The following is a 21,879-nucleotide window of genomic DNA, read 5'->3' on the forward strand; positions in this document are numbered from 1 at the left end:
GGCGCGTCAGCCACTCCCGCCCGCCGCCTGCACCCCGGATCGGACATCGCCTTCATCCGGCATGTCACTCCGCGCCAGCCAACGCCGACGCCGGGTTTGCCGATCCGGCGCAACGCGCGCCCCCGCCTCGACCGCAAAACCAAACGACCGTTTGATCTTTCTGCTCCGCCGCCGCGAATCCATTGTCCCGTCGCGCGCCGGCCGGTCCTGCCCGGACGCCCGCTGTTTGGTTACGCCGCTCTAGCGCGCTATGCCACACTGCACGGCATCGACGTCCGCGCCGCGCATCGCGCCGTGCGCCCTCGCCGATCACGACAAGACATGGAGACAGACGATGCGGAATGCGGTCCGGCGCGGCCATCGCACGCCTTTGGCATTTCTCGACTGGATGGCCGGCCCGCGACGCGCGGCCGCGTCGGTTTCACCGGGCGCCTCTCGTGCGCTCGGCTGCGGCGCGCTTGCGCTCGCGCTGCTCTGCGCCGGCTGTGCGGAACCGGCCGCGCAGCGCGACGGCAACACGTCCGCCGCATCGACGAAAATCGAGCGCGCCAAGGCCGAACGCCTCGCCCGCGAACAGCAGATCGCGCGCACGGTGCCGTCGCTCGCATCGCTGAGCCTCACTCAGCCGCGTCCGTTTACGCTGCGCGACTCGGGCCAGAACGGTGCGATGACGTTCCTGCGCGACGTCGATTTCCGCATCGTCAACAACCTCGGCTTCTTCATCCATCAACTGTCCGCGACACTCGTGCCGACGCAGGCCGGCGCGCCGATCGTGTTCGACGATCCGACGAGTTTCGAGATCGACGTGCACGAAGGCGCGGTCACGCTCGACAACGCGAAGCTGACCGCCCTCTTCAACACGTACATCTTCGGTTACCGCAACGCGCCGCTGCGCAAGCTCGCGGTGTCGGCAGGCGACGGCGTGATCCATCTGCAGGGCGAGATGCAGCGCGACGGCTGGGTGCCGTTCTCGCTGACCGGCACGCTCACGATCCGCGACGGCAGCCAGCTCGTATTCCACCCGACCGGCGTGCGCGTATCGGGCATCAACGCGCAGCCGGTGATGCGCGCGGCCAACGTGAAGATGGCCGATCTGCTGAAGGTCGAGACGCCGATCGCGCGGCTCGCCGGCGACGACCTCGTGATGTCGGTCGACAAGCTGATGCCGCCGCCGCGGCTGAAGATCAGGATCACCGCGCTGCGCGTGACGCCGGCCGGCCTCGACCTGACGCTCGACGACGGCTCGCACGCCGGCTTCGCGCTGCCCGCGAACGCGCCGCAACAGGCGATGTACATCCGCGGCGGCGACGTGAAGTTCATGCGCTCGATGCCGATGAATGCCGACATCCTGATCGGCCCCGTCGATCCGACCAAGCGTGACCAGCATTTCGTGTTCGACCTGTATCACTATCGCGACCAGGTATCGGCCGGCTATTTCAATTTCGACGAAAGCGGCGCGATGGCGATCCGGATGCCGTCGTACGCGGGCCCCGCGAGCGGTGCCGCGCTCGGCAACGCGGCCGCTCGCCTGAACGACAGCTTCCTCGCCGCGCAGCAGACCGCGTTGCACGACTCGCGCCAGCATTGGGAAGCGTTTGCACTCGCGGCCGGCACGGCGCAGCCCGGCATGCAGAAAGTTGCGATGCGGCGCTCGTCGGCCATCCCGTTCAACGAACGGCACGTGTCGAACCGCAACCCGACGATCCATCTGCACAATGTCGACTTCAACCTGTCCGGCGACATCGGCTTCCACGTCGAGGATCTCGACGTCCAGCTCGTCGCGAAACGGCCGGGCGAACCGGTCGACCTCGACGATCCGAACCAGTACGACATCCGCATCCTCGGCGGGACGGTCGTCGAATCGTGGAAGGCGATGTCGGCGCTCTTCAACAACTACCTGCTCGACTACTCGCCGCGCTCGCTGAACGACCTGCAGTTGAGCGCGGACGGTCAGGACCTGCGCGTCCAGGGCGGCATCAAGCTCTGGAATCACGTGCCCGGCGTGTGGCTGCCGACCGACATGAAGGGCTCGCTTTCGGTGCTCGACGACCGGCACCTCGCGTTCCGGCCGTCGCAGGTATCGGTGCTCGGCATCCCGCAGGCGACGCTGCTGCGCTCGCTCGGCATCGAGCTCGCGTCGTTGACGCCGCTGCAGCGCCGCGGCGCGGAACTGCGCGGCGACACGCTCGTGCTCGACCAGTACACCGTCTTTCCGCCGCCGGTGCTGAACGGCAAGCTCGGCCAGGCCACGGTCGAACGCGACGGACTGCGCCTCACGTTCCGGCGCGTTACCGACGCACCCACGCCGAAGCGGCCGCAGATCGACGCGCCGAGCTACATGTGGATGGAAGGCGGCGACATGAAGATGTTCAACGTGCTGGAACTGAACGTGCGCGCGCTGATCCGGAACTCGGCCGAGACAGGCCCGATGCGCTTCGACCTGTACAGCTACCGCAGCCAGGTCGCGCAAGGCTCGGTGCGGATGCTGCCGGACGGCACGCTGGTCGTCGACATGGGCAAGCCGAATCCGCTCGCATCGCGCTGATCCGGGCGGGCACGCGCGCATGAAAAAAGCCCGATGGCGCTTCGCCAACCGGGCTTCGTGTCGATCCGAGCGTCGCGCTCAGTCGTGCTTCAGTCCGTCGATCACGTCGAGGAGCGCCTGCCGCAGCGCGATCACGTCGACCGTTGCCCCCGGCTTGCCCGATGCACGCGCATCGGCGGCCTGCACGTCGGGCTCGACCGGCGCGCCTGCAGCACGCTCGCCGGCCGGCGAATCGAGCCGGTTGCGCGCCCCGTTGATCGTGAACCCCTGTTCGTACAGCAACTCGCGAATCCGCCGGATCAGCAGCACTTCGTGGTGCTGGTAGTACCGGCGATTGCCACGTCGCTTCACCGGTCGCAACTGCGTGAATTCCTGCTCCCAGTAACGCAGTACGTGCGGCTTGACCCCGCACAGTTCACTGACTTCACCGATCGTGAAGTAGCGCTTCGCGGGAATCGGAGGCAAGACGACTTTCTCAACCGTAGTGGTCATCGTCGGTTAACCGTCGGTAAAGGGTGCGCGGCAGCCGCGCGGAGACGTCAGCGCGCGGGCGTTACTCCGCGCCGTTTTCGACCAGCGCCTTCAGCTTCTGGCTCGCGTGGAAGGTTACCACCCGGCGAGCCGCGATCGGAATCGCCTCGCCCGTCTTCGGATTGCGGCCCGGACGCTGCGGCTTGTCGCGCAACTGGAAGTTGCCGAACCCCGACAGCTTGACGCTTTCACCGTTTTCGAGCGCGTCGCGGATCACTTCGAAAAACGCCTCGACCATGTCCTTCGCTTCACGCTTGTTCAGCCCGACGCTGTCGAACAGCAGCTCCGCCAGTTCCGCTTTCGTCAGCGTCGGCGTCTCGGTGGACGCCGGCGCCGAAGCGTCGCGGTTCATGGCACTGCGTTGCGCCGTCAGGAGGGCTTCGAATTCACTCGAGGTCATGTCGTTCATATCTGCCATACAGCGCGTTAAACCAAAACTCACGATGGGGAAGCGCCGCCCTCGAACGGACGGCCCCTCTCCTTAGCCGCGCAGGCGGGCACCAGCACGAGCCATCCGCTCGACCAGCGTCTGGATCGCCTGATCGACGACCTCGTCCTGCAGCGTGCCAGCCGCGTCCTGCAGCGTCACGCGGAAGGCAAGGCTCTTCTCGTGCGCGGCGAGACCACCGGAAGTATTTGATTTTGCACGAAATTCGTCGAAGAGTACAACCTTCTGAACGAATCGGCAGGCGTCTTCGGCCAGCGCCTTCTTCATTTCGTCGAAAAGCGCCTGAACCTCGACCGCCTGATCGACCACGACGGCGATATCGCGCCGCACCGGCGGGAATTTCGACACGTCGGTCGGCGCCGGCAGCGCACGTGCGATCAGCGCATCCGCGTCGATTTCGAACATCACCGGCGCGTGCGGCAGCTCATACTTCTGCATCAGGCGCGGATGGAGCTCGCCGATCCAGCCGACCGCGCGGCCATCGACCTCGATGCGCGCGCTGCGACCCGGATGGAGGGCCGGATGCTCGGCCTTCACGAAACGCGCGGCGGCCGGCGCGAGCAGCGCCTCGAGATCGCCCTTCACGTCGAAGAAATCGACTGCGCGGGTCGCGATGCCCCACTGCTCGTCGACCGCCGGGCCGTACGCGAGCGCGCCGACACGCTTCGGCTGCGTGTAGCCTTCGACGGTCAGTTCGCCGGCCTTCACCGACGGATCGGCGAGGAACACGCGGCCCGTCTCGAACACGCGAACGCGATCCGCGCGGCGGTTCAGGTTGTGGCGCAGTACCGAAATCAGGCTGCCGAACAGCGTCGTACGCATCACCGACAGCTGGCTCGCGATCGGGTTCAGCAGGCGGATCGGGTTGTCGTTGCCGGCGAAGTCGTGCTCCCACTCCGCATCGACGAAGCTGAAGTTGACCGTTTCGGCGTAGTCGCGCGCCGCGAGCGCGTGACGGATGTCATGGATCGAACGCCGCGTCTCGTTGGTCGCGCGCATCTCGCTCGTCGCGACCGGCGGACGTGCCGGGATCTTCTCGAAGCCGTAGATGCGCGCCACTTCCTCGATCAGGTCTTCCTCGATCTCGATGTCGAAGCGGTGCGACGGCGGCGTGACCAGGAATGCGTCGTCGTCACGCTCGAACGGCAGGCGCAGGCGCGTGAAGATGTTGGCGATCTCGTCGGCGTCGATCTTCACGCCGATGATGCGGTTCGCGCGCGACACGCGCATCTTCACCGGCGCGCGCTGCGGCAGGTTCACTGCCTGGTCGTCGACCGGGCCTGCCTTGCCGCCGCAGATCTCGAGAATCAGCTGCGTGATGCGCTCGACGTGTTCGACGGTCGTCGCGTAGTCGACGCCGCGCTCGAAGCGATGGGCCGCATCGGTCGAGAAGTTGTACTTGCGCGCGCGGCCACGGATGCTGTCCGGCCACCAGAACGCGGCCTCCAGGTAAATGTTGGTCGTGTCGAGCGTGACGGCCGTGCTGTCGCCGCCCATGATGCCCGCGAGGCTTTCGACCTGACGGTCGTCCGCAATCACGCCGACCGTTTCGTCGAGCTCGACCGTATTGCCGTTCAGCAGCTTCAGCGACTCGCCGCGCTTGCCCCAGCGCACCTCGATACCGCCGTGGATCTTGTCCAGATCGAACACGTGCGACGGGCGGCCGAGCTCGAACATCACGTAGTTCGAGATGTCGACGAGCGCCGACACGCTGCGCTGGCCCGAACGCTCGAGGCGCTCGACCATCCATTGCGGGGTCTTCGCATGTGCGTTCACGCCGCGGATCACGCGACCCGAGAAGCGGCCGCACAGATCGGGGGCGGCGATGCGCACGGGCAGCGTTTCGTCGAGCTCGACGCGCACCGGACGGATGTCGACCGGCGTCAGCGGCGCGCCGGTGATCGCGGCCGTCTCGCGCGCGATGCCGAACACCGACAGGCAGTCGGCCTTGTTCGGCGTCAGCTTGATTTCGAAGATCGTGTCGTCGAGATTGAGCGTATCGCGAATGTCCTGGCCGACCGGCGTGTCCTCCGGCAGGATCAGCAGGCCGCTGTGGTCCTCGGACAGCTTCAGCTCACGCGCCGAGCACAGCATCCCCTGGCTCTCCACGCCGCGCAGCTTCGACAGCTTGATCGCGAACGGCTTGCCACCCTCTTCCGCCGGCGGCAATTCCGCGCCGACCAGCGCGACCGGCACCTTGATGCCGGGCGCCACGTTCGGTGCGCCGCACACGATATTCAGCGTCGCGCCGGTGCCGGCGTCGACCTGGCAGACATTGAGCTTGTCCGCATCCGGATGCTTGACGACTTCGAGCACGCGGCCGACGACGATCTTCGACGTCGGCGGCGCAGCCTTGCTCAGCGATTCGACTTCGAGCCCCGCCATCGTCAGCGCGTGCGACAGTTCGTCGGTCGTCAGCTGCGGGTCGACAAAGGTTCTCAACCAGGATTCAGGGAATTGCATGGATGTCTACGTTCGAAACAGGTTAGATCGGCGCCCGGCCCCCGTCGGAAACGTCCGGCGGGCATGCGCGGGCACATGTCGGCGCGGCGCGTGCGTTATGCGAACTGGCGCAGGAAACGCAGGTCGTTCTCGAAGAACAGCCGGAGATCCTGCACGCCGTAGCGCAGCATCGTCAGGCGCTCGAGGCCGCTGCCGAACGCAAAGCCGATGTAGCGCTCGGGATCGAGGCCCATGTTGCGGATCACGGTCGGATGCACCTGCCCCGAGCCCGAGATCTCGAGCCATTTGCCGGCGTTCTTGCCGTGCTCGAACATCATGTCGATCTCGGCCGACGGTTCCGTGAACGGGAAATACGACGGACGGAAGCGCACGAGGATGTCGTCGCGCTCGAAGAATTTCTTCAGGAAGTCGGTATAGACGCCCTTGAGGTCGGCGAAGCTGATGTTTTCGTCGATCCACAGCCCCTCGACCTGATTGAACATCGGCGAGTGGGTCGCATCGCTGTCGACGCGATACGTACGGCCCGGTGCGATCACCTTGATCGGCGGGCGGTTCATGCGCGCGTAACGCACCTGCATCGGGCTCGTGTGCGTGCGCAGCAGCAGCTGGCGGCCGTCGGCGTCCTTGCCTTCGACGTAGAAGGTGTCCTGCATCGAACGCGCCGGATGGTTCTCCGGGCTGTTCAACGACGTGAAGTTGTACCAGTCGGTCTCGATTTCGGGACCGTCGGCCACGTCGAAACCGATCGAGCGGAAAATCTGTTCGACGCGCTCCCACGTGCGCATCACGGGGTGCAGGCTGCCTGCACCGGCGCCGCGACCCGGCAGCGTGACGTCGATCGCCTCGGCGGCAAGGCGCTGGTTCAGCAGCGCATCGGCGAGCGCCTGGCGGCGTGCGGTCAGCGCGGCTTCCACCTGCTGTTTCACGACGTTGATGCGTGCGCCTTCGGTCTTGCGTGCTTCGGGATCGAGCTTGCCGAGGCCCTTGAGCAACTCGGTCAGCGCACCCGACTTGCCGAGAAATCGTGCTTTCTCGTTTTCGAGCGTGGTGATGTCGGCAGCCTGTTCAAAGGACTGCTGCGCGTCGGCGACAATCTGGTCCAGATCCATAGATCCCATCATTTCCAACGTCATTCGGTCTTGGCGAGCGAAACTGCCCGCCAAACAAAAAAGGGGCTCGGAAGAGCCCCGTTTTCGCTGCAGCGGCCGAAACTACCGGAACATCGCTGCAACTAACCACGCAGTGCTAATTTCGCAATTAGGCTGCAACGGCGGCTTTCACCTGCTTGACGATCGCAGCAAAAGCAGCCTTGTCGAACACCGCCATGTCGGCCAGGACCTTACGGTCGAGTTCGATCGACGCCTTCTTCAGGCCGTTGATGAACACGCTGTAGGTCATGTCGTGCTGGCGAACTGCCGCGTTGATACGCGTGATCCACAGTGCGCGGAACACACGCTTCTTGTTGCGGCGATCGCGGTACGCGTACTGACCAGCGCGCATCACCGCCTGCTTGGCGATGCGGTAGACGTTATTGCGACGGCCGCGATAACCCTTGGCCAGGTTGATGATCTTCTTGTGGCGGGCCCGTGCGGTTACCCCACGTTTGACTCGAGGCATGTTTCTCTCCTTGGAGTATCAGTTGAGGGGTTACGCGAACGGCAGCATTGCGCGGACGGAGTTCAGATCGGAATCATGAACTGCCGTTGCGCCGCGCAGGTGACGCTTGTTCTTCGTGGTTTTCTTGGTCAGGATGTGACGCTTGAAGGCTTGACCGCGCTTGACGGTACCGCCCGGACGCACCACGAAGCGCTTTGCAGCACTCTTCTTGGTCTTCATCTTAGGCATGACGAACAACTCCAGTTTATTTGATGGCGATGGGTGTGCGGTTGGCTTGCGCCCTTGACCCGCCCTTCGAAACCCAGTCCACTTGTGTACGGCGAACCGCTTGCGCAGCCGCCGTCATTGTTGGCGCGCCGCCCTGACCGGGCAACGCACCGAACCACTTTCGAACCTGCGCGCCATGCGCGCGGGCCCGTTACTTCTTTTTCTTCGGCGAGAGCACCATGATCATCTGGCGCCCTTCCATCTTCGGCATCTGCTCGACCTGGCCGACTTCCTCGAGATCCGTGCGCAGACGCTCAAGCATCCGCATGCCGATCTCCTGGTGAGCCATTTCACGGCCGCGGAAACGCAACGTGATCTTCGTCTTGTCGCCCTCTTCGAGGAAGCGCACGAGATTGCGAAGCTTGACGTTGTAGTCACCGTCATCGGTACCCGGGCGGAATTTGACTTCCTTCACCTGGATGACCTTCTGCTTCAGCTTGGCTTCGTGCTGCTTCTTGGACTCCTGATACTTGAACTTGCCGTAGTCCATCAGACGGCAGACCGGCGGAACCGCTTGCGGCGCGATTTCCACCAGGTCAACATCCAGCTCTTCCGATTTACGGAAAGCATCAGCGAGTTTTACGATACCGAGCGGTTCGTTCTCGATCCCGACCAGACGCACTTCCGGCGCAGTGATTTCACCGTTGATGCGATGCGACGACTTATCAGTAGCGATGTTACGTTTCCTCTAAAAATTAAAAAAACGAGCCGCGCTGCCAGGGCGGTTACTTGAACGAGCGCAGGTCTTCCTGCAGACGCTCAACGAAGGCTTCGATCGGCATAACGCCAAGATCGACGCCGCCACGGGCACGCACGGCTACCGTTTGCGCATCACGCTCCTTATCGCCCACGACGAGGAGATAAGGCACCTTTTCCAGCGTGTGCTCGCGTATTTTATAGCTAATCTTCTCGTTGCGCAAATCGGCCGCCACTCTAACCCCTTGTTTTTGCAACGTTTGGGCCAGAGAGTGTGCGTATTCCGCCTGACTTTCGGCGATATTGAGCACAATTGCCTGGAACGGCGCGAGCCAGACCGGCATTGCACCAGCGTGGTGCTCGATCAGAATGCCGAGGAATCGCTCCATCGAACCGACGATCGCACGGTGCAGCATCACGGGCCGGCGGCGGCTGTTGTCTTCCGCGACGTACTCGGCACCGAGGCGTTCCGGCAGCATCATGTCGAGCTGCAGCGTGCCGCATTGCCACGAACGGCCGAGCGCATCCTTGATGTGGTACTCGATCTTCGGTCCATAGAACGCACCTTCGCCCGGCAGTTCTTCCCACGACAGGCCGCAGGCCGTCAGCGCTTCGCGCAGCCCCTGCTCGGCACGGTCCCACGTTTCGTCGGAACCCATGCGCTGCTCGGGACGCAGCGACAGCTTGATGTCGATGTGCTCGAAGCCGAAATCGCCGTACACGCTCATCGCGAGCTTGTTGAACGCAATCGACTCGGCAATGATCTGGTCTTCCGTACAGAAGATGTGCGCATCGTCCTGCACGAAGCCGCGCACGCGCATCAGGCCATGCAGCGCGCCCGATGCCTCGTTGCGATGGCACGAACCGAATTCCGCGTAGCGCAGCGGCAGGTCGCGGTACGAGCGCAGGCCGTGCTTGAACACCTGGACGTGGCCCGGACAGTTCATCGGCTTGATCGCGTAGTCGCGCTTCTCCGACTCCGTCGTGAACATGTTCTCGCGGTAGTTCTGCCAGTGGCCCGACGCCTCCCACAGCGAGCGGTCCATGATCATCGGGGTCTTGATCTCCTGGTAGCCGGCTTCATTCACGCGGCGGCGCATGTACTGCTCGACCTGCTGCCACAACGCCCAGCCCTTCGGATGCCAGAACACCATGCCCGGCGACTCTTCCTGCATGTGAAACAGGTCGAGTTGCTTGCCGAGCTTGCGGTGGTCGCGCTTTTCCGCTTCCTCGAGCATGTGCAGGTATTGATCCTGATCTTCCTTCTTCGTCCAGGCCGTACCGTAGATGCGCTGCAACTGTTCGTTCTTCGAGTCGCCGCGCCAGTACGCGCCCGCGACCTTCATCAGCTTGAAAACCTTCAGCTTGCCGGTCGACGGCACGTGCGGGCCGCGGCAGAGGTCCGTGAAGCCGCCGTGCGAGTACAGCTTGATTTCGTCGCTTTGCGGAATCGATTCGATGATTTCGGCCTTGTACTTCTCGCCGAGGCTGCGGAAATAGCCGGCTGCCTCGTCGCGCGACACAACGCGGCGCGTCACCGGCTCGTCCTTCTTCGCGAGTTCCTGCATGCGCTTTTCGATCTTTTCGAGATCTTCGGGCGTAAACGGGCGGTTATACGAGAAGTCGTAGTAGAAGCCGTTGTCGATCACCGGACCGATCGTCACCTGCGCATCCGGATACAGGTCCTTCACCGCGTAGGCAAGCAAGTGCGCGGTCGAGTGACGGATGATGTCGAGACCGTCGGCATCCTTGTCCGTGACGATTGCGAGCGACGCATCGCGATCGATGACCGTGGACGTATCGACCAGCTCGCCGTCGAGCTTGCCACCAAGCGCAGCCTTCGCAAGGCCGGGACCGATCGAGGCCGCAACCTCGGCAACTGTCACCGGATGCTCGTATTGTCGAACTGAGCCGTCAGGCAAGCGTATCGAAACCATAGCAATCTCCGTGATGCCGACAGTGGGCGGCAGACCAAGCACGCGATATCAAAGTCACGCGCGAAAATTTCGCGACAAAAAAAATGCGGCCCCGCTTTCGAGGGGCCGCATTCGATACTTCACTCAAACTGAAAGGGCGAAAGGGTTCCTCGACTAGCGTCGCTCCGAAAAGGTTTCGGTCAACGTTCGCGGTGTCATAACCGTATTCGCCTTGTTCGCGTTGAGTTATTTACTGCATCGAACACCCGGAAACCGGGCATTCTCAATTCGTTGGTAGGCTCGATTGGACTCGAACCAACGACCCCCACCATGTCAAGGTGGTGCTCTAACCAGCTGAGCTACGAGCCTAGAGAAGCTGAAATTATATGGAGCTATCGTTCACTTGGCAAGCGTTTTATGCGGTCGCAGCAAAATGATCGCGCTCCAACCCCATTTACAGGAGCGTCACGTCTTGCGCCCCGCCCGCACGACACCCGGCACTTCGCCGAGCAGCGTGCACGCGCGCTGGACCTGCGCGGAATTCGACACCTCGACCGTGAACTGCATGAATGCCGCATTCCGGCGGCTCTGCGTCTTCACGCCCACCACGTTCATCTTCTCGCGCGCGAACACTTCGGAGATGTCGCGCAGCAAGCCCTGCCGGTCGCTCGCCTCGATCATCAGATCGACCGGATAGACGGACGCGCCACGGCCGCCCAGCACGTCGGCCGACCAGGTCGTCTGCAACACGCGCTCCGGCGCCCGTTCGGCCATGCGCCGGAACGTCGGGCAGTCACTGCGGTGAATCGACATCCCCTTGCCCCGCGTCACGAAGCCGCTGATCGGGTCCGGCGGCGCCGGACGGCAGCAGCGCGCAAGCTGCGTCAGCAGCGCATCGACGCCGACCACCAGCACGCCGGTCGACGCGCCGTGCGCGACACTCGCCCCGCTGCTGCGTTTCTCGAAATCGGCGGGCGCCTCGGGCGCATGTTCGGGCGGCGGCGCATCGGACAGCGCATGCTCGACGTTGCGCAGGCTGAATTCTTCCTTGCCGACGACCGAGAACAGTTCCTCGGGCGACTTGAAGCCGAGCTTCGCGGCGAGGTTGTCGAGATTGACCGACGTCTTGCCCTCGCGCTGCAGCGTCTTTTCGACGAGTGCGCGACCATGCGCGATGTTCTCTTCCTGCTCGATCGAGTTGAACCACGCACGCACCTTCTGCCGCGCACGCGGACTCTTCAGGTAGCCGAGCTGCAGGTTCAGCCAGTCGCGCGACGGCCCGCCCTCCTTCACCGCGACGATCTCGACCGTCTGGCCGTTCGCGAGCGCCGTGTTCAGCGGCACCATCACGCCGTCGACGCGCGCGCCGCGGCAGCGATGGCCGAGCTCGCTGTGCAGGTGGTACGCGAAATCGACCGGCGTCGCGCCCTGCGGCAACGCAATCACCCGCGCCTGTGGCGTCAGCACGTAAATGTGGTCGTCGTCGAGCGATGTCTCGCGCAGTTGGGCCCACGCCTGGTCACCGGATACTTCCGTGCCGTCCTCGACGTCGTCCTTCCATGCGAGCAGCTGGCGCAGCCACGCGATCTTCTCGTCGTACTTGTCGCTCGCCGAGAACTGACCGCCATAGCCGCGCGCGCCCGCCTCCTTGTAGCGCCAGTGCGCGGCGACACCGTACTCCGCGAAACGGTGCATTTCCTGCGTGCGGATCTGCACTTCGAACGCGCGGCCGTCGTCGCCGATCACGACCGTATGCAGCGACTTGTAGCCGTTCGGCTTCGGACGCGAGATGTAATCGTCGAATTCCTTCGGCACCGGCTGCCACAGGTGATGCACGATGCCGAGCACCGCGTAGCAATCCTTGATGTCCGGCACGATCACGCGGAACGCGCGCACGTCGTACAGCTCGGAGAAATCGAGCTCCTTGCCGCGCATCTTGCGCCAGATGCTGTAGATGTGCTTCGGCCGCCCGCTCACGTCGGCCGGGATGTGCGCTTCCGCCAGCTCGTGCTGCAGCCGCTCGATCGCCTGCGCGACGTACGCCTCGCGTTCGATGCGCTTTTCATCGAGCAGCTTGGCGATGCGCTTGTAGGTGACCGGATCCTCGAAGCGGAACGCGAGGTCCTCGAGCTCCCACTTCAGTTGCCAGATACCGAGACGGTTCGCGAGCGGCGCATAGATCTCGAGCGTCTCGCGCGCGACGTCGGGCGGCGGATCGATCTTCGCCGCCGCGTAGTAGCGCAGCGATTGCAACCGCGACGCCAGCCGGATCAGCACCACGCGGATGTCCTGCGCGAACGCGAGCAGCATCTTGCGCAACGCCTCGATCTGCGTGCGCCGCTCTTGGGCGGCGTCGCGCCCGGCGTCCGGCATTGCGTTCTGCGCCGCGCGCAGGCTGACGGTGCCGAGCCGCAGCAGCTTGCGCACGTCGGATACGAGCCGCGCGACCTCTTCGCCGAAACGTTCGGTCAGCTCCCGCTCGGGATCGCTCAGGTGCGGCGTCAGCACGAACAGCGCGGCCGCCTGCATCGCGTGCGGATCGACGTTCAGCGTGCGCATGATCGACGCCGTGCCCGCCGAATGATCGGCCAGCAGCTCGCCCGACGACAGGCGCGCGTCACCGGCACGCTCGCGCACGAACGCGAGCACGTCGTCGAACGACGGTGCCGCGACGGAAGAAGCGGAAACGGGCTCGGTCATCGCACGGCCTGGCGCATTGCTGTCATCGGAATGCTTCGCTCAGCTCCGTTGCGCGGCGACGACGACGATCTCGACGAGCAGCGCCGGATCCGCGAGCTTCGCCTCGACGGTCGCGCGCGGCGGCGTATTGCCCTGCGCGACCCACGCATCCCACTCCGCGTTCATGCCCTCGAAGTTCGCGAGATCCGAAATGTAGATCTGCACCGACAGCAGATGTGCCTTGTCGCTGTTCGCTTCGGCGAGCAGGCGGTCGATGTGGCCGAGCACTTCGCGCGTCTGGCCCTTGATGTCCTGGGTGGTGTCTTCGGCGATCTGGCCGGCCAGATACACGGTACCGTTGTGGATCGCGGTTTCGGAGAGGCGCGCTCCGACGTGGTGACGAATGACTGCCATGGAATGTTCCGGTCGTATGAGTGGGTGAGAATCGGCGACGACGCGGCCCGCGTGCCGCCGAACCGCATATTATGACGCGTTTATGCGCCGCCTTCGACGAAAAACCGGCGGGCAAGCGCAATCTGGTCATCGCCGATGAACGCCGGCGCATGGCCCACGCCCTGGATCTCGGCCTGCGTCACGTGCCGGCCGCGACGCACCATCTCCGCCACCGTATCGCGCGACAGCAGGTCGGAACGCTCGCCGCGCACGACGAGCAGCGACGCGTCGGTGGTCTCGATCGCGCGCCACAGCGCGGCCTCGCCGAGCGCGGCCAGCTCGGGCGTCGTCGCCTTGAACGGCTCGGCGATGCGCGGATCGTAGCGCATCGTCCACCCCCCGTCGGGTAGCTCACGCAGCAGCGGCCCGTTGATCTCGCGCCATTCGTCGTCGGTCAACGCGCCAAACGGCAGCGACAGCGACGTCAGATAGTCGATGCCCTCCTGTTCGGTCGCGAAACGCGGCTGCACGCCGAGGTATTCGCCGATGCGCGTCAGCGAATCGGGCTCGATGCGCGGGCCGACGTCGTTGACGATCATCCGGCGCAGCGGCGAACCGGGAAGCCCCGCGAGCGCCATGCCGATCAGGCCGCCCATCGACGTGCCGAACCAGTCGACCGACTCGACGTCGAGCCGCGCGATCAGCGTGACCATGTCGGCCACATATTGCGGAATCGCATAAAGCCGCGGATCGGCGAGCCAGTCGGAGCGTCCGCGCCCGACGACGTCGGGGCAGACGACGCGATACGTATCGGACAACGCGGCGGCAAGCCGGTCGAAGTCGCGCCCCGAACGGGTCAGGCCGTGCACGCAGACCAGCACGCGAGGATTGGCGGGGTCGCCCCATTCGGTATAGGCGACATGGTGAAGGCCGGCGGCGCTCGCACACTGCACGCGTCGCTGACGGGGAACCGGAGGATTCGCTGAGGTTGTTGGCATCGTTGGCATCCTGTCGAACGGGGGCGGTGCGGCGGGCAACACTCGCGCCGCCCGATGCGAACGATTGTAAACCGCTTCGCAACGACGGGCCGTGACGCGGCCGCGGTCATCCGACGCCTCTTCGCGACCGCTCACGCACTGCGGCGCCACGCCTCGCGCAACTGGTCGCGCAGGAAATCGACGAACGCCCGCACGCGCAGCGGCACGTGACGGCCACCGGGATAGACGGCATGGAGCGGTGCCGCAGGCGCCGCGAATGTCGGCAACACACGCACCAGCCGGCCGGCCTCGAGATCGGCACCGACGTCCCAGATCGACTTCAGCGCAATGCCCGCGCCCTCCAATGCCAACGTACGAGCCGCACCGCCGTCGTTCGTCAGCAGCGCGGCCGTCACTTCGACCGCCACTGCGCCCTGTGCACCGTCGAACCGCCACTCCGTACGAGGCTGGTCGCCCATCACGATGCATCGATGTGCACGAAGTTCGGCCGGATGAGCCGGCAGCCCGTGCACGGCGAGATAGCTCGACGACGCGCAAAGCACGCGATGATTCGGCGCCAGTTCGCGCGCGATCATCGTCGAATCGGCAAGGCTGCCGATCCGCACGGCAACGTCGATGTCCTGCGCGAGCAGATCGACGATCGCGTCGGTCAGCATCAGTTGCACGATCAACTCCGGATGTTGCCGCTGAAACGCTGCGACGAGCGGTGCGATCCGCAGCCGGCCGAGCTCGCCGGGCGCCGTCAGGCGCAGCACGCCGCTGACCGTGCCGCGACGGTCGCTCATCAGCGTTTCGGCGCGATCGACCTCGGCCAGGATGCGCAGCACCTGCGCATGGAACTGCGCCCCGTCGTCGGTCAGCGTCTGCTGCCGCGTCGTCCGGTGCAGCAGACGCACGCCCAGTTGCGACTCGAGATGCGCGAGCCGCTTGCTGACGACGGACAGCGACAAGTCAAGCTCGCGCGCCGCCGCGGACAGGCTGCCGGCCGACACGATTCTCGCGAACGTATCGAGCGCCGGGAGATCGTCGATCAGCATCGCGGCACCTGCCCTGCGTCGCCCTTTCCTTTTTTCGAAGAATCCATTCGCCTTTTCCCCGTATTTCAGCTCGAAACGGAAACCTACCATACCTGTACCGCGTCGCCCCACGACGCCATCCAGAGGACACCCGAAACCATGTCGATCCCCTTTCGTTCGATCGCACGCCCGATCAGCCGCGTCATCGCTGCAGCGGCCTGCGTCGTTGCGCTGTCGCCTGCCGCGTCCCGCGCCGCCGACCTTCTCGATGCGCACAGCCTGACGGTCGCGGCCGACGTGCCGGCTACGCAGGCACGTGCGCAAATCCTCGCCGCGCGTCGCTACGGCACGTTCTGGAATACCGGTGATGCCGCCCTCGCCCGCGCCGCACTCGCGGCCGATTTCGTCGACCGAACGTTGCCGGCCGGTCGTGAGCAAGGTGTAGCGGGACCGCTCGCGGCGTCCGGCACGATGCGTACGGCCATCCCGGACCTGCGCTGCGACATCGAACAGATGATCGTGGCGGGCGACCGTGTCGTCGTGCACCTGCACTTTCGCGGACATTTCACCGGCACGTTCAATGGAACGATCGGAAGCGGACAGGCGATCGACTTCATCGCGACCGACATCTACCGGATCGACCACGGCCGGATAGCGGAAAACTGGCACATCGAGGACAACCTGACGCTGATGCGTCAGCTCGGGCTCGTCGGCTGACGGAGGAAACGATGACTCACCGCAATCACGGTTCGACAACGCATCCGGCTCGCCGCACGTTTCTTGCACAAGCGGGCGCCGGGCTGGCAGCCGGCATCGCGATGGCCGCGGGCGCCGCCGGGTCGGCGACGGCCGCCCCGACACCGGGCCCCGCATCGGCAGTAACCGGCGGGTTCTGGCAGGACGACACGCGCCTCGTCATCTCGATCTCGATGCAGTTCGAGGCCGGCGGACAACCGCCCAAGGGCGCGGACAGTCCGTTCCCGTCCGTCGAATTCCCGTCGTCGGTGCCGGTCGATCTGGCCTCGGCCACGTGGTTCGCATATGGCTACCGCGAAGGCATTCCGCGCCTCCTCGATCTGTGGGACCGGCATGGCGTGAAAGTCACGTCGCACATGATCGGAGAGGCCGCGCGCCGGCATCCCGAACTGGCACGCGAGATCGTGTCGCGCGGCCACGAGGCGGCCGCGCACGGCCCGACCTGGCGATCGCAATTCGCAATGAATCGCGACGACGAGCGCCGCTTCCTCACCGAAGCCCGCGACATGGTCGAAGCAGTGACGGGACGGCGCCCGATCGGCTACAACTGCAACTGGCTGCGGCGCGGACCGAACACGCTGCCGCTGCTGCAGGAGCTCGGCTACCTGTATCACATCGACGACGTCAGCCGCGACGAGCCCTTCATCGAAACCGTCGACGGTCGCGATTTCGCGGTCGTTCCGTACACGTTGCGCAACAACGACATCCTGCTGATCGAAGGCCGCAACTATTCGCCGACGATGTTCCTCGAGCAGATCAAGCTCGATTTCGACCAGTTGTACGCGGAAGCCGGACAGCGGCGGCGATTGATGTCGATCAGCGCGCATGACCGGATCAGCGGCACGCCGCAGATGGTCCGTGCGTGGGACGCATTCCTGCACTACGCTCGATCGCATCCGGGCGTTGCCTTCATGCGCAAGGACGACATTGCCCGCTTTGCCCTGCACAGCCCGTCGACGTTGCGCGAAGCCGAAACGATCTGACCGGATTGCGCTCACCTCATCACTTCGGAAGGACCACCATGAACGATTCACTCCCTGGAAAGAAGGTACTCGTCGTCGGCGGCAGTTCCGGCATCGGTGCCGCCGCCGCGAACGCATTCGCACAACGCGGCGCTGTCGTGACGATTGCATCGCGCGACCCGGCCCGGTTCAATGCAGATGTCGCGCCGGGCGCGCAAGTCCGCGCCGAAGCGCTCGACATCACCGATACGACGGCCGTCGATGCGTTCTGCGCGCGCATCGGCCAGTTCGACCACGTCGTGATTTCGGCCGCGAAGACGGCGACGGGCCCGGTCCGCGCGCTGCCGCTTGCCGACGCGCAAGCCGCGATGGACAGCAAATTCTGGGGCGCATACCGCGTCGCACGCTCGATCGATATCGCGCCCGGCGGCTCGCTGACGTTCGTGTCGGGCTACCTCAGCGTACGGCCGAACGCATCGTCGGTCCTGCAGGGCGCGATCAACGCGGCGCTCGAGGCGCTCGCCCGCGGCCTTGCACTCGAGTTGGCGCCCGTGCGTGTGAATGCCGTGTCGCCCGGCCTGATCGCGACGCCATTGTGGGACAAGCTCGCGCCCGATGCGCGCGACGCGATGTACGCGGGCGCCGCGCAGCGCCTTCCGGCACGCCGCGTGGGCCAGCCGGAGGACGTCGCGAATGCGATCGTGTATCTGGCGACAACGCCTTATGCGACCGGCTCGACGGTGCTGATCGACGGCGGCGGTGCAATCGCGTAGCGTATGCGTCCATGACAAAACGCCCCGCGTTCCATCGCGGAACGCGGGGCGTCGAGAGTCGTGCCGAAAAGCGGTTGCTTAGGCGACCGCGCTCACATCGAGCGGTGCGCCCGTCTTCGTCTGGATCTCTTCCACGCTTACGCCGTCGGCGAGCTCGAGTACCTTCAGGCCATTAGGCGTCACTTCGATCACGCCGAGATCGGTGATGATCAGGTCGACCACGCCGACGCCCGTCAGCGGCAGATTGCATTCGTCGAGGATCTTGTGCTGGTCGCCCTTCGCGACGTGCTCCATCAGCACGACGACGCGCTTCACGCCCGCGACGAGGTCCATCGCGCCGCCCATCCCCTTGATCATCTTGCCCGGGATCATCCAGTTCGCGAGGTCGCCCGTCTTGCTGACCTGCATCGCGCCGAGGATCGCGAGGTTGATGTGGCCGCCGCGGATCATCGCGAACGAATCGGCCGACGAGAAGATCGACGAACCCGGCAGCGTCGTGACGGTCTGCTTGCCGGCGTTGATCAGGTCGGCGTCGACTTCGTCCTCGGTCGGCGACGGGCCGATGCCGAGCAGGCCGTTTTCCGACTGCAGCCACACCTCGACGCCCGCCGGCACGTGGTTCGCGACGAGCGTCGGCAGCCCGATGCCCAGGTTCACATAGAAGCCGTCCTGCAGTTCCTTCGCCGCGCGCGCGGCCATCTGGTCACGATTCCAGGCCATGTCAGTCTCCTTTCGCGCGTACGACGCGTTGTTCGATGCGTTTTTCGGGCGTCGCGTTCAACACGATGCGCTGCACGAAGATCCCCGGCGTATGGATCTGATCCGGATCGAGCGTGCCGTTCTCGACGATCTCCTCGACTTCCGCCACGGTGATCTTGCCCGCCATCGCGCACATCGGGTTGAAGTTGCGCGCGGTGCGGCGATAGATCAGGTTGCCGGATTTGTCGGCCTTCCACGCCTTCACAAGCGCGACGTCGGCCGTCAGCGACGGCTCGAGCACGTAGTGGCGATCACCGAACTGGCGCGTTTCCTTGCCTTCCGCGATCACGGTGCCGTAGCCGGTGTTCGTGAAAAACGCGGGGATGCCGGCGCCGCCCGCGCGCAGCTTCTCGGCGAGCGTGCCTTGCGGCGTGAATTCGAGTTCGAGTTCGCCGGCCAGGTACTGGCGCTCGAACTCCTTGTTCTCGCCCACGTACGACGAGATCATCTTCTTGATCTGGCGCGTTTCCAGCAGCAGGCCGAGACCGAAGCCGTCGACACCCGCGTTGTTGCTGATGCAGGTGATGCCCTTGACGGCGGAATCGCGCAGCGCCGCGATCAGCGCCTCGGGAATCCCGCACAGGCCGAAGCCGCCCACCGCGAAGGTCTGTCCGTCGCGGACGATCCCTTCCAGCGCGGCAGCCGCGCTTGGATAGACTTTGTTCATCTGTATGTCCCTTCCTCTATGGAAACCAGCAAAACCGGCTCACGCGCCCACTGGGCCGCAAGCCCGCCGCATCATTCTATGCATGCACGGCGATACCTGCGTCGAAGCGCGCTGTTTTTATATCGCGACAAGGCGCCGCGAGATGCCTGAAAGGGTACGATGCGGCGCGGATGCGGCACAATACGCAAAAATACATAAGCGTTTGCCTCCGCTTGCCTGCGCCATGCCCGCTCTCGATTACCAGACTGCCTTTCACCTCGCGCCGCTCGGCCTCGTGATGTCGCGCGACCGCGTGATCGAGGACTGCAACGACGCGCTCGCGTCGATCTTCCGCTGCGCGCGGGCCGACCTGATCGGAAAGTCGTACGAAGTGCTCTATCCGTCACCGGACGAATTCCAGCGCATCGGCGAGCGCATTTCGCGCGTGATGATCGCGAACGGCACCTACGCCGATGACAGAATCATGAAACGAGCCGACGGCGAGCTGTTCTGGTGCCACGTGACGGGCCGCGCGCTCGACCGCACCGCACCGCTCGCGGCCGGCGTCTGGACGTTCGAGGACCTGAGCGCGACGCGCCGCGTCGCCGTCGAGCTGACGCCGCGCGAGCGCGAGATCGCCGCGCAGCTCGCGACCGGCAAGACCAGCAAGCAGATCGGGCGCGTGCTCGACATCAGTTCGCGCACGGTCGACATCTATCGGGCGCGGCTGATGCGCAAGTACGGCACGAACAATACGCCGGAACTGCTGCAGCGCCTGCTCGGCCAGTAAAAGCACCCCGGAATGGCAATCGGCCGCGTGAAGCGGCCGATTCGGGAGATCAATGGAAAATGGCGACACACCGGCGCCCGGGCGCCGGCTTCGGTGCCGCCGCGCTCAGCCGACCTTCGCCGCGAGCGCTCGCTCGATGGTGTCGCGCAGCAGTTGCGGCAGCGGCACCGACTTGCCGAGCGCGTAGTCGACCCATACGCAGCGCGCGTTGCCGCGCGCATAGACGTGCTCCGGATCGTCCGCGCGCGTCAGCTCGAAACCGGTGTCGAAGCTGCTGCGGCCGGGCTTCGCGGCCGACATCCTCGCGATCACGTCGCCCGGATAGTGCAGTTGCTTCAGGAACTCCATCGACGCCGTGACGATCACGGGCCCCTGCCCCTCACCGTTGCCGCCCGCGATGCCGAGTTGCTCGAACCACGAGATCCGGGCCTGCTCCATGTAGCGGAAATAGACCGTGTTGTTCACGTGGCCGAACGCATCCATGTCGCCCCAGCGGATCGGCATCGACATTTCAAATACGGGGGAATATTCGCTCATTGCAGTCTTCTTTGTTGCTGAATGTCATCCACTCAGGCGAGGCCGAAGCCGTCGTCGGCGGAGATAATCGAGCCGTTGATGAACTGCGACTCGTCGGCCGCGAGCAGCAACAACAGCCCGTCGAGATCCTGCGGCTTGCCGACGCGCCGGCGCGGCAGCATCGACTGCAGCTTCTGGCCCTGCTCGGTTTCCCACAGGTAATGATTGATTTCGGTATCGATATAGCCCGGACAGATCGCGTTCACGTTGATTCCGTGGCGGCCCCATTCGAGCGCCATCGCACGCGTCATCTGCACGACCGCCGACTTGCTCATCGCATACAGCCCGATCTGCGGAAACACGCGCAGCCCGGCCACCGAAGCGATGTTGATGATCCGGTAAGGCGGCTTGCCGTTGCCGTTCCCGCGCATGATCATCCGCTTCGCGACTTCCTGCGCGACGAAAAATGCGCCGCGCGTGTTGGTGTCGAACACGAACTCGAAATCGGCCGGCGTCACGTCGACGAGCTTCTGCATCGTCGAGACGCCCGAATTGTTCACGAGGATGTCGATCGTGCCGGCTTCCGTTTCCGCGTGCGCGATGGCCGCCTTGATGCTCTGCACGTCGGTGACGTCGAGCGACACGACGTGCGCGGCACCGCCCGCCGCCTCGATTTCCGCGCGCAACTCCTTCAGGCGCTCGACGCGGCGGCTCGCGAGCACGACCTTCGCGCCGGCCTGCGACAGCACCTGTGCGAACCGTTGCCCGAGGCCGCTCGATGCGCCCGTGACCAGCGCGACCTTGCCTTCCAGATTGATCGATCGACCCATAGCACATCCCCTTTCGATGTCGTTTCGCCGCCGCGGGCGCCCTGCCCCACGCAGCATAACCCTAGCATAAAAAATAGAACGATCGTGCTAATCTACGCGCATGCTGTTGCGGCAAGCGTTTCGTTTCGCAGACAATACGCTCCCGAATAAAAGCATTCTAACGGTTAGAGGAACGCCAATGACCCCCGCAAGCCTCATCGAGCAATACGGCCCGCGCGAATCGATGGAATACGACGTCGTGATCGTCGGCGGCGGCCCCGCCGGGCTGTCGGCGGCGA

At 64.8% G+C, this 21,879-nt stretch carries 21 protein-coding genes and 1 tRNA gene; 5 read left to right on the forward strand and 17 right to left on the reverse strand.

The genetic code is table 11. The features are described 5' to 3' along the window. The first annotated feature begins 334 nt into the window (after positions 1–334). Positions 335–2,545 (forward strand): hypothetical protein, encoded by a 2,211-nt coding sequence (locus WS49_RS21410; RefSeq protein ID WP_059533122.1) that lies wholly within the window; start codon positions 335–337, stop codon positions 2,543–2,545. A gap of 78 nt (positions 2,546–2,623) precedes the next feature. Here WS49_RS21410 and WS49_RS21415 read toward each other — a convergent pair whose 3' ends face one another. From WS49_RS21415 to WS49_RS21475, 13 genes are all read right to left on the reverse strand, one after another. Continuing rightward, positions 2,624–3,037: a MerR family transcriptional regulator gene (locus WS49_RS21415; protein WP_059533091.1), complete on the reverse strand. Its 414-nt coding sequence runs from the start codon at positions 3,035–3,037 to the stop codon at positions 2,624–2,626. A gap of 61 nt (positions 3,038–3,098) precedes the next feature. Next, positions 3,099–3,485 (reverse strand): integration host factor subunit alpha, encoded by a 387-nt coding sequence (locus WS49_RS21420; RefSeq protein WP_006486093.1) that lies wholly within the window; start codon positions 3,483–3,485, stop codon positions 3,099–3,101. Between the two features lie 72 nt (positions 3,486–3,557). Beyond that, positions 3,558–5,987 (reverse strand): phenylalanine--tRNA ligase subunit beta, encoded by a 2,430-nt coding sequence (gene pheT, locus WS49_RS21425; RefSeq protein ID WP_059533093.1) that lies wholly within the window; start codon positions 5,985–5,987, stop codon positions 3,558–3,560. Positions 5,988–6,082: 95 nt separating this feature from the next. After that, positions 6,083–7,096: a phenylalanine--tRNA ligase subunit alpha gene (gene pheS, locus WS49_RS21430; protein WP_014897235.1), complete on the reverse strand. Its 1,014-nt coding sequence runs from the start codon at positions 7,094–7,096 to the stop codon at positions 6,083–6,085. A gap of 148 nt (positions 7,097–7,244) precedes the next feature. Beyond that, positions 7,245–7,604, reverse strand: a complete 360-nt coding sequence (rplT, locus tag WS49_RS21435) for a 50S ribosomal protein L20 (RefSeq protein WP_004192938.1) — start codon at positions 7,602–7,604, stop codon at positions 7,245–7,247. Between the two features lie 30 nt (positions 7,605–7,634). Beyond that, a complete protein-coding gene (gene rpmI, locus WS49_RS21440) occupies positions 7,635–7,832 on the reverse strand; it encodes a 50S ribosomal protein L35 (protein ID WP_004191477.1) in 198 nt (65 codons plus the stop codon). A 190-nt stretch (positions 7,833–8,022) separates the two neighbouring features. Continuing rightward, positions 8,023–8,547, reverse strand: coding sequence for a translation initiation factor IF-3 (gene infC, locus WS49_RS21445; protein ID WP_071734130.1), 525 nt, complete (start codon positions 8,545–8,547; stop codon positions 8,023–8,025). 49 nt (positions 8,548–8,596) lie between these two features. Next, a complete protein-coding gene (thrS, locus tag WS49_RS21450) occupies positions 8,597–10,504 on the reverse strand; it encodes a threonine--tRNA ligase (protein WP_059533095.1) in 1,908 nt (635 codons plus the stop codon). A gap of 271 nt (positions 10,505–10,775) precedes the next feature. Beyond that, positions 10,776–10,852, reverse strand: a tRNA-Val gene (locus tag WS49_RS21455). A 96-nt stretch (positions 10,853–10,948) separates the two neighbouring features. Beyond that, the gene (locus tag WS49_RS21460) at positions 10,949–13,183 is read right to left on the reverse strand and encodes a RelA/SpoT family protein (protein WP_059533097.1); all 2,235 of its coding nucleotides are present in this window, start codon (positions 13,181–13,183) and stop codon (positions 10,949–10,951) included. 39 nt (positions 13,184–13,222) lie between these two features. Further along, positions 13,223–13,576, reverse strand: a complete 354-nt coding sequence (locus tag WS49_RS21465; RefSeq protein ID WP_014897238.1) for a RidA family protein — start codon at positions 13,574–13,576, stop codon at positions 13,223–13,225. A gap of 80 nt (positions 13,577–13,656) precedes the next feature. Next, positions 13,657–14,553, reverse strand: coding sequence for an alpha/beta fold hydrolase (locus WS49_RS21470; protein WP_059533099.1), 897 nt, complete (start codon positions 14,551–14,553; stop codon positions 13,657–13,659). A gap of 131 nt (positions 14,554–14,684) precedes the next feature. Further along, on the reverse strand, positions 14,685–15,590 hold the full coding sequence (locus tag WS49_RS21475) for a LysR family transcriptional regulator (RefSeq protein WP_059533101.1): 906 nt from the start codon (positions 15,588–15,590) through the stop codon (positions 14,685–14,687). Between the two features lie 138 nt (positions 15,591–15,728). Between WS49_RS21475 and WS49_RS21480 the strand changes: the two genes are divergently transcribed. From WS49_RS21480 to WS49_RS21490, 3 genes are read left to right on the forward strand one after another with little or no spacing between them, the layout of a single operon-like run. Beyond that, positions 15,729–16,286, forward strand: a complete 558-nt coding sequence (locus WS49_RS21480) for an ester cyclase (protein WP_059533103.1) — start codon at positions 15,729–15,731, stop codon at positions 16,284–16,286. An 11-nt stretch (positions 16,287–16,297) separates the two neighbouring features. Continuing rightward, entirely contained in the window at positions 16,298–17,308 is a 1,011-nt protein-coding gene (locus WS49_RS21485; RefSeq protein ID WP_059533105.1) for a polysaccharide deacetylase family protein, read from the forward strand. A 38-nt stretch (positions 17,309–17,346) separates the two neighbouring features. Beyond that, entirely contained in the window at positions 17,347–18,060 is a 714-nt protein-coding gene (locus tag WS49_RS21490) for an SDR family oxidoreductase (RefSeq protein ID WP_059533107.1), read from the forward strand. A 78-nt stretch (positions 18,061–18,138) separates the two neighbouring features. Here WS49_RS21490 and WS49_RS21495 read toward each other — a convergent pair whose 3' ends face one another. Together WS49_RS21495 and WS49_RS21500 are read right to left on the reverse strand one after the other, a co-directional pair. Next, positions 18,139–18,780: a CoA transferase subunit B gene (locus tag WS49_RS21495; protein ID WP_059533109.1), complete on the reverse strand. Its 642-nt coding sequence runs from the start codon at positions 18,778–18,780 to the stop codon at positions 18,139–18,141. 1 nt (position 18,781) lies between these two features. Next, on the reverse strand, positions 18,782–19,486 hold the full coding sequence (locus tag WS49_RS21500; protein WP_059533110.1) for a CoA transferase subunit A: 705 nt from the start codon (positions 19,484–19,486) through the stop codon (positions 18,782–18,784). 223 nt (positions 19,487–19,709) lie between these two features. Here WS49_RS21500 and WS49_RS21505 point away from each other — a divergent pair, with 223 nt between their 5' ends. Then, positions 19,710–20,255 carry a LuxR C-terminal-related transcriptional regulator gene (locus WS49_RS21505; RefSeq protein ID WP_059447349.1) on the forward strand — a complete coding sequence of 182 codons (546 nt, stop codon included), beginning with the start codon at positions 19,710–19,712 and terminating at the stop codon, positions 20,253–20,255. 105 nt (positions 20,256–20,360) lie between these two features. Here the strand turns inward: WS49_RS21505 and WS49_RS21510 are convergent, their stop codons facing one another. Further along, entirely contained in the window at positions 20,361–20,792 is a 432-nt protein-coding gene (locus WS49_RS21510; protein ID WP_059533112.1) for an acyl-CoA thioesterase, read from the reverse strand. A 32-nt stretch (positions 20,793–20,824) separates the two neighbouring features. Beyond that, on the reverse strand, positions 20,825–21,601 hold the full coding sequence (locus WS49_RS21515) for an SDR family oxidoreductase (RefSeq protein WP_059533114.1): 777 nt from the start codon (positions 21,599–21,601) through the stop codon (positions 20,825–20,827). Positions 21,602–21,879: the final 278 nt, after the last annotated feature.

This window comes from Burkholderia sp. RF7-non_BP4 (genome assembly GCF_001521935.1).
GTDB classification, from domain to species: domain Bacteria; phylum Pseudomonadota; class Gammaproteobacteria; order Burkholderiales; family Burkholderiaceae; genus Burkholderia; species Burkholderia diffusa.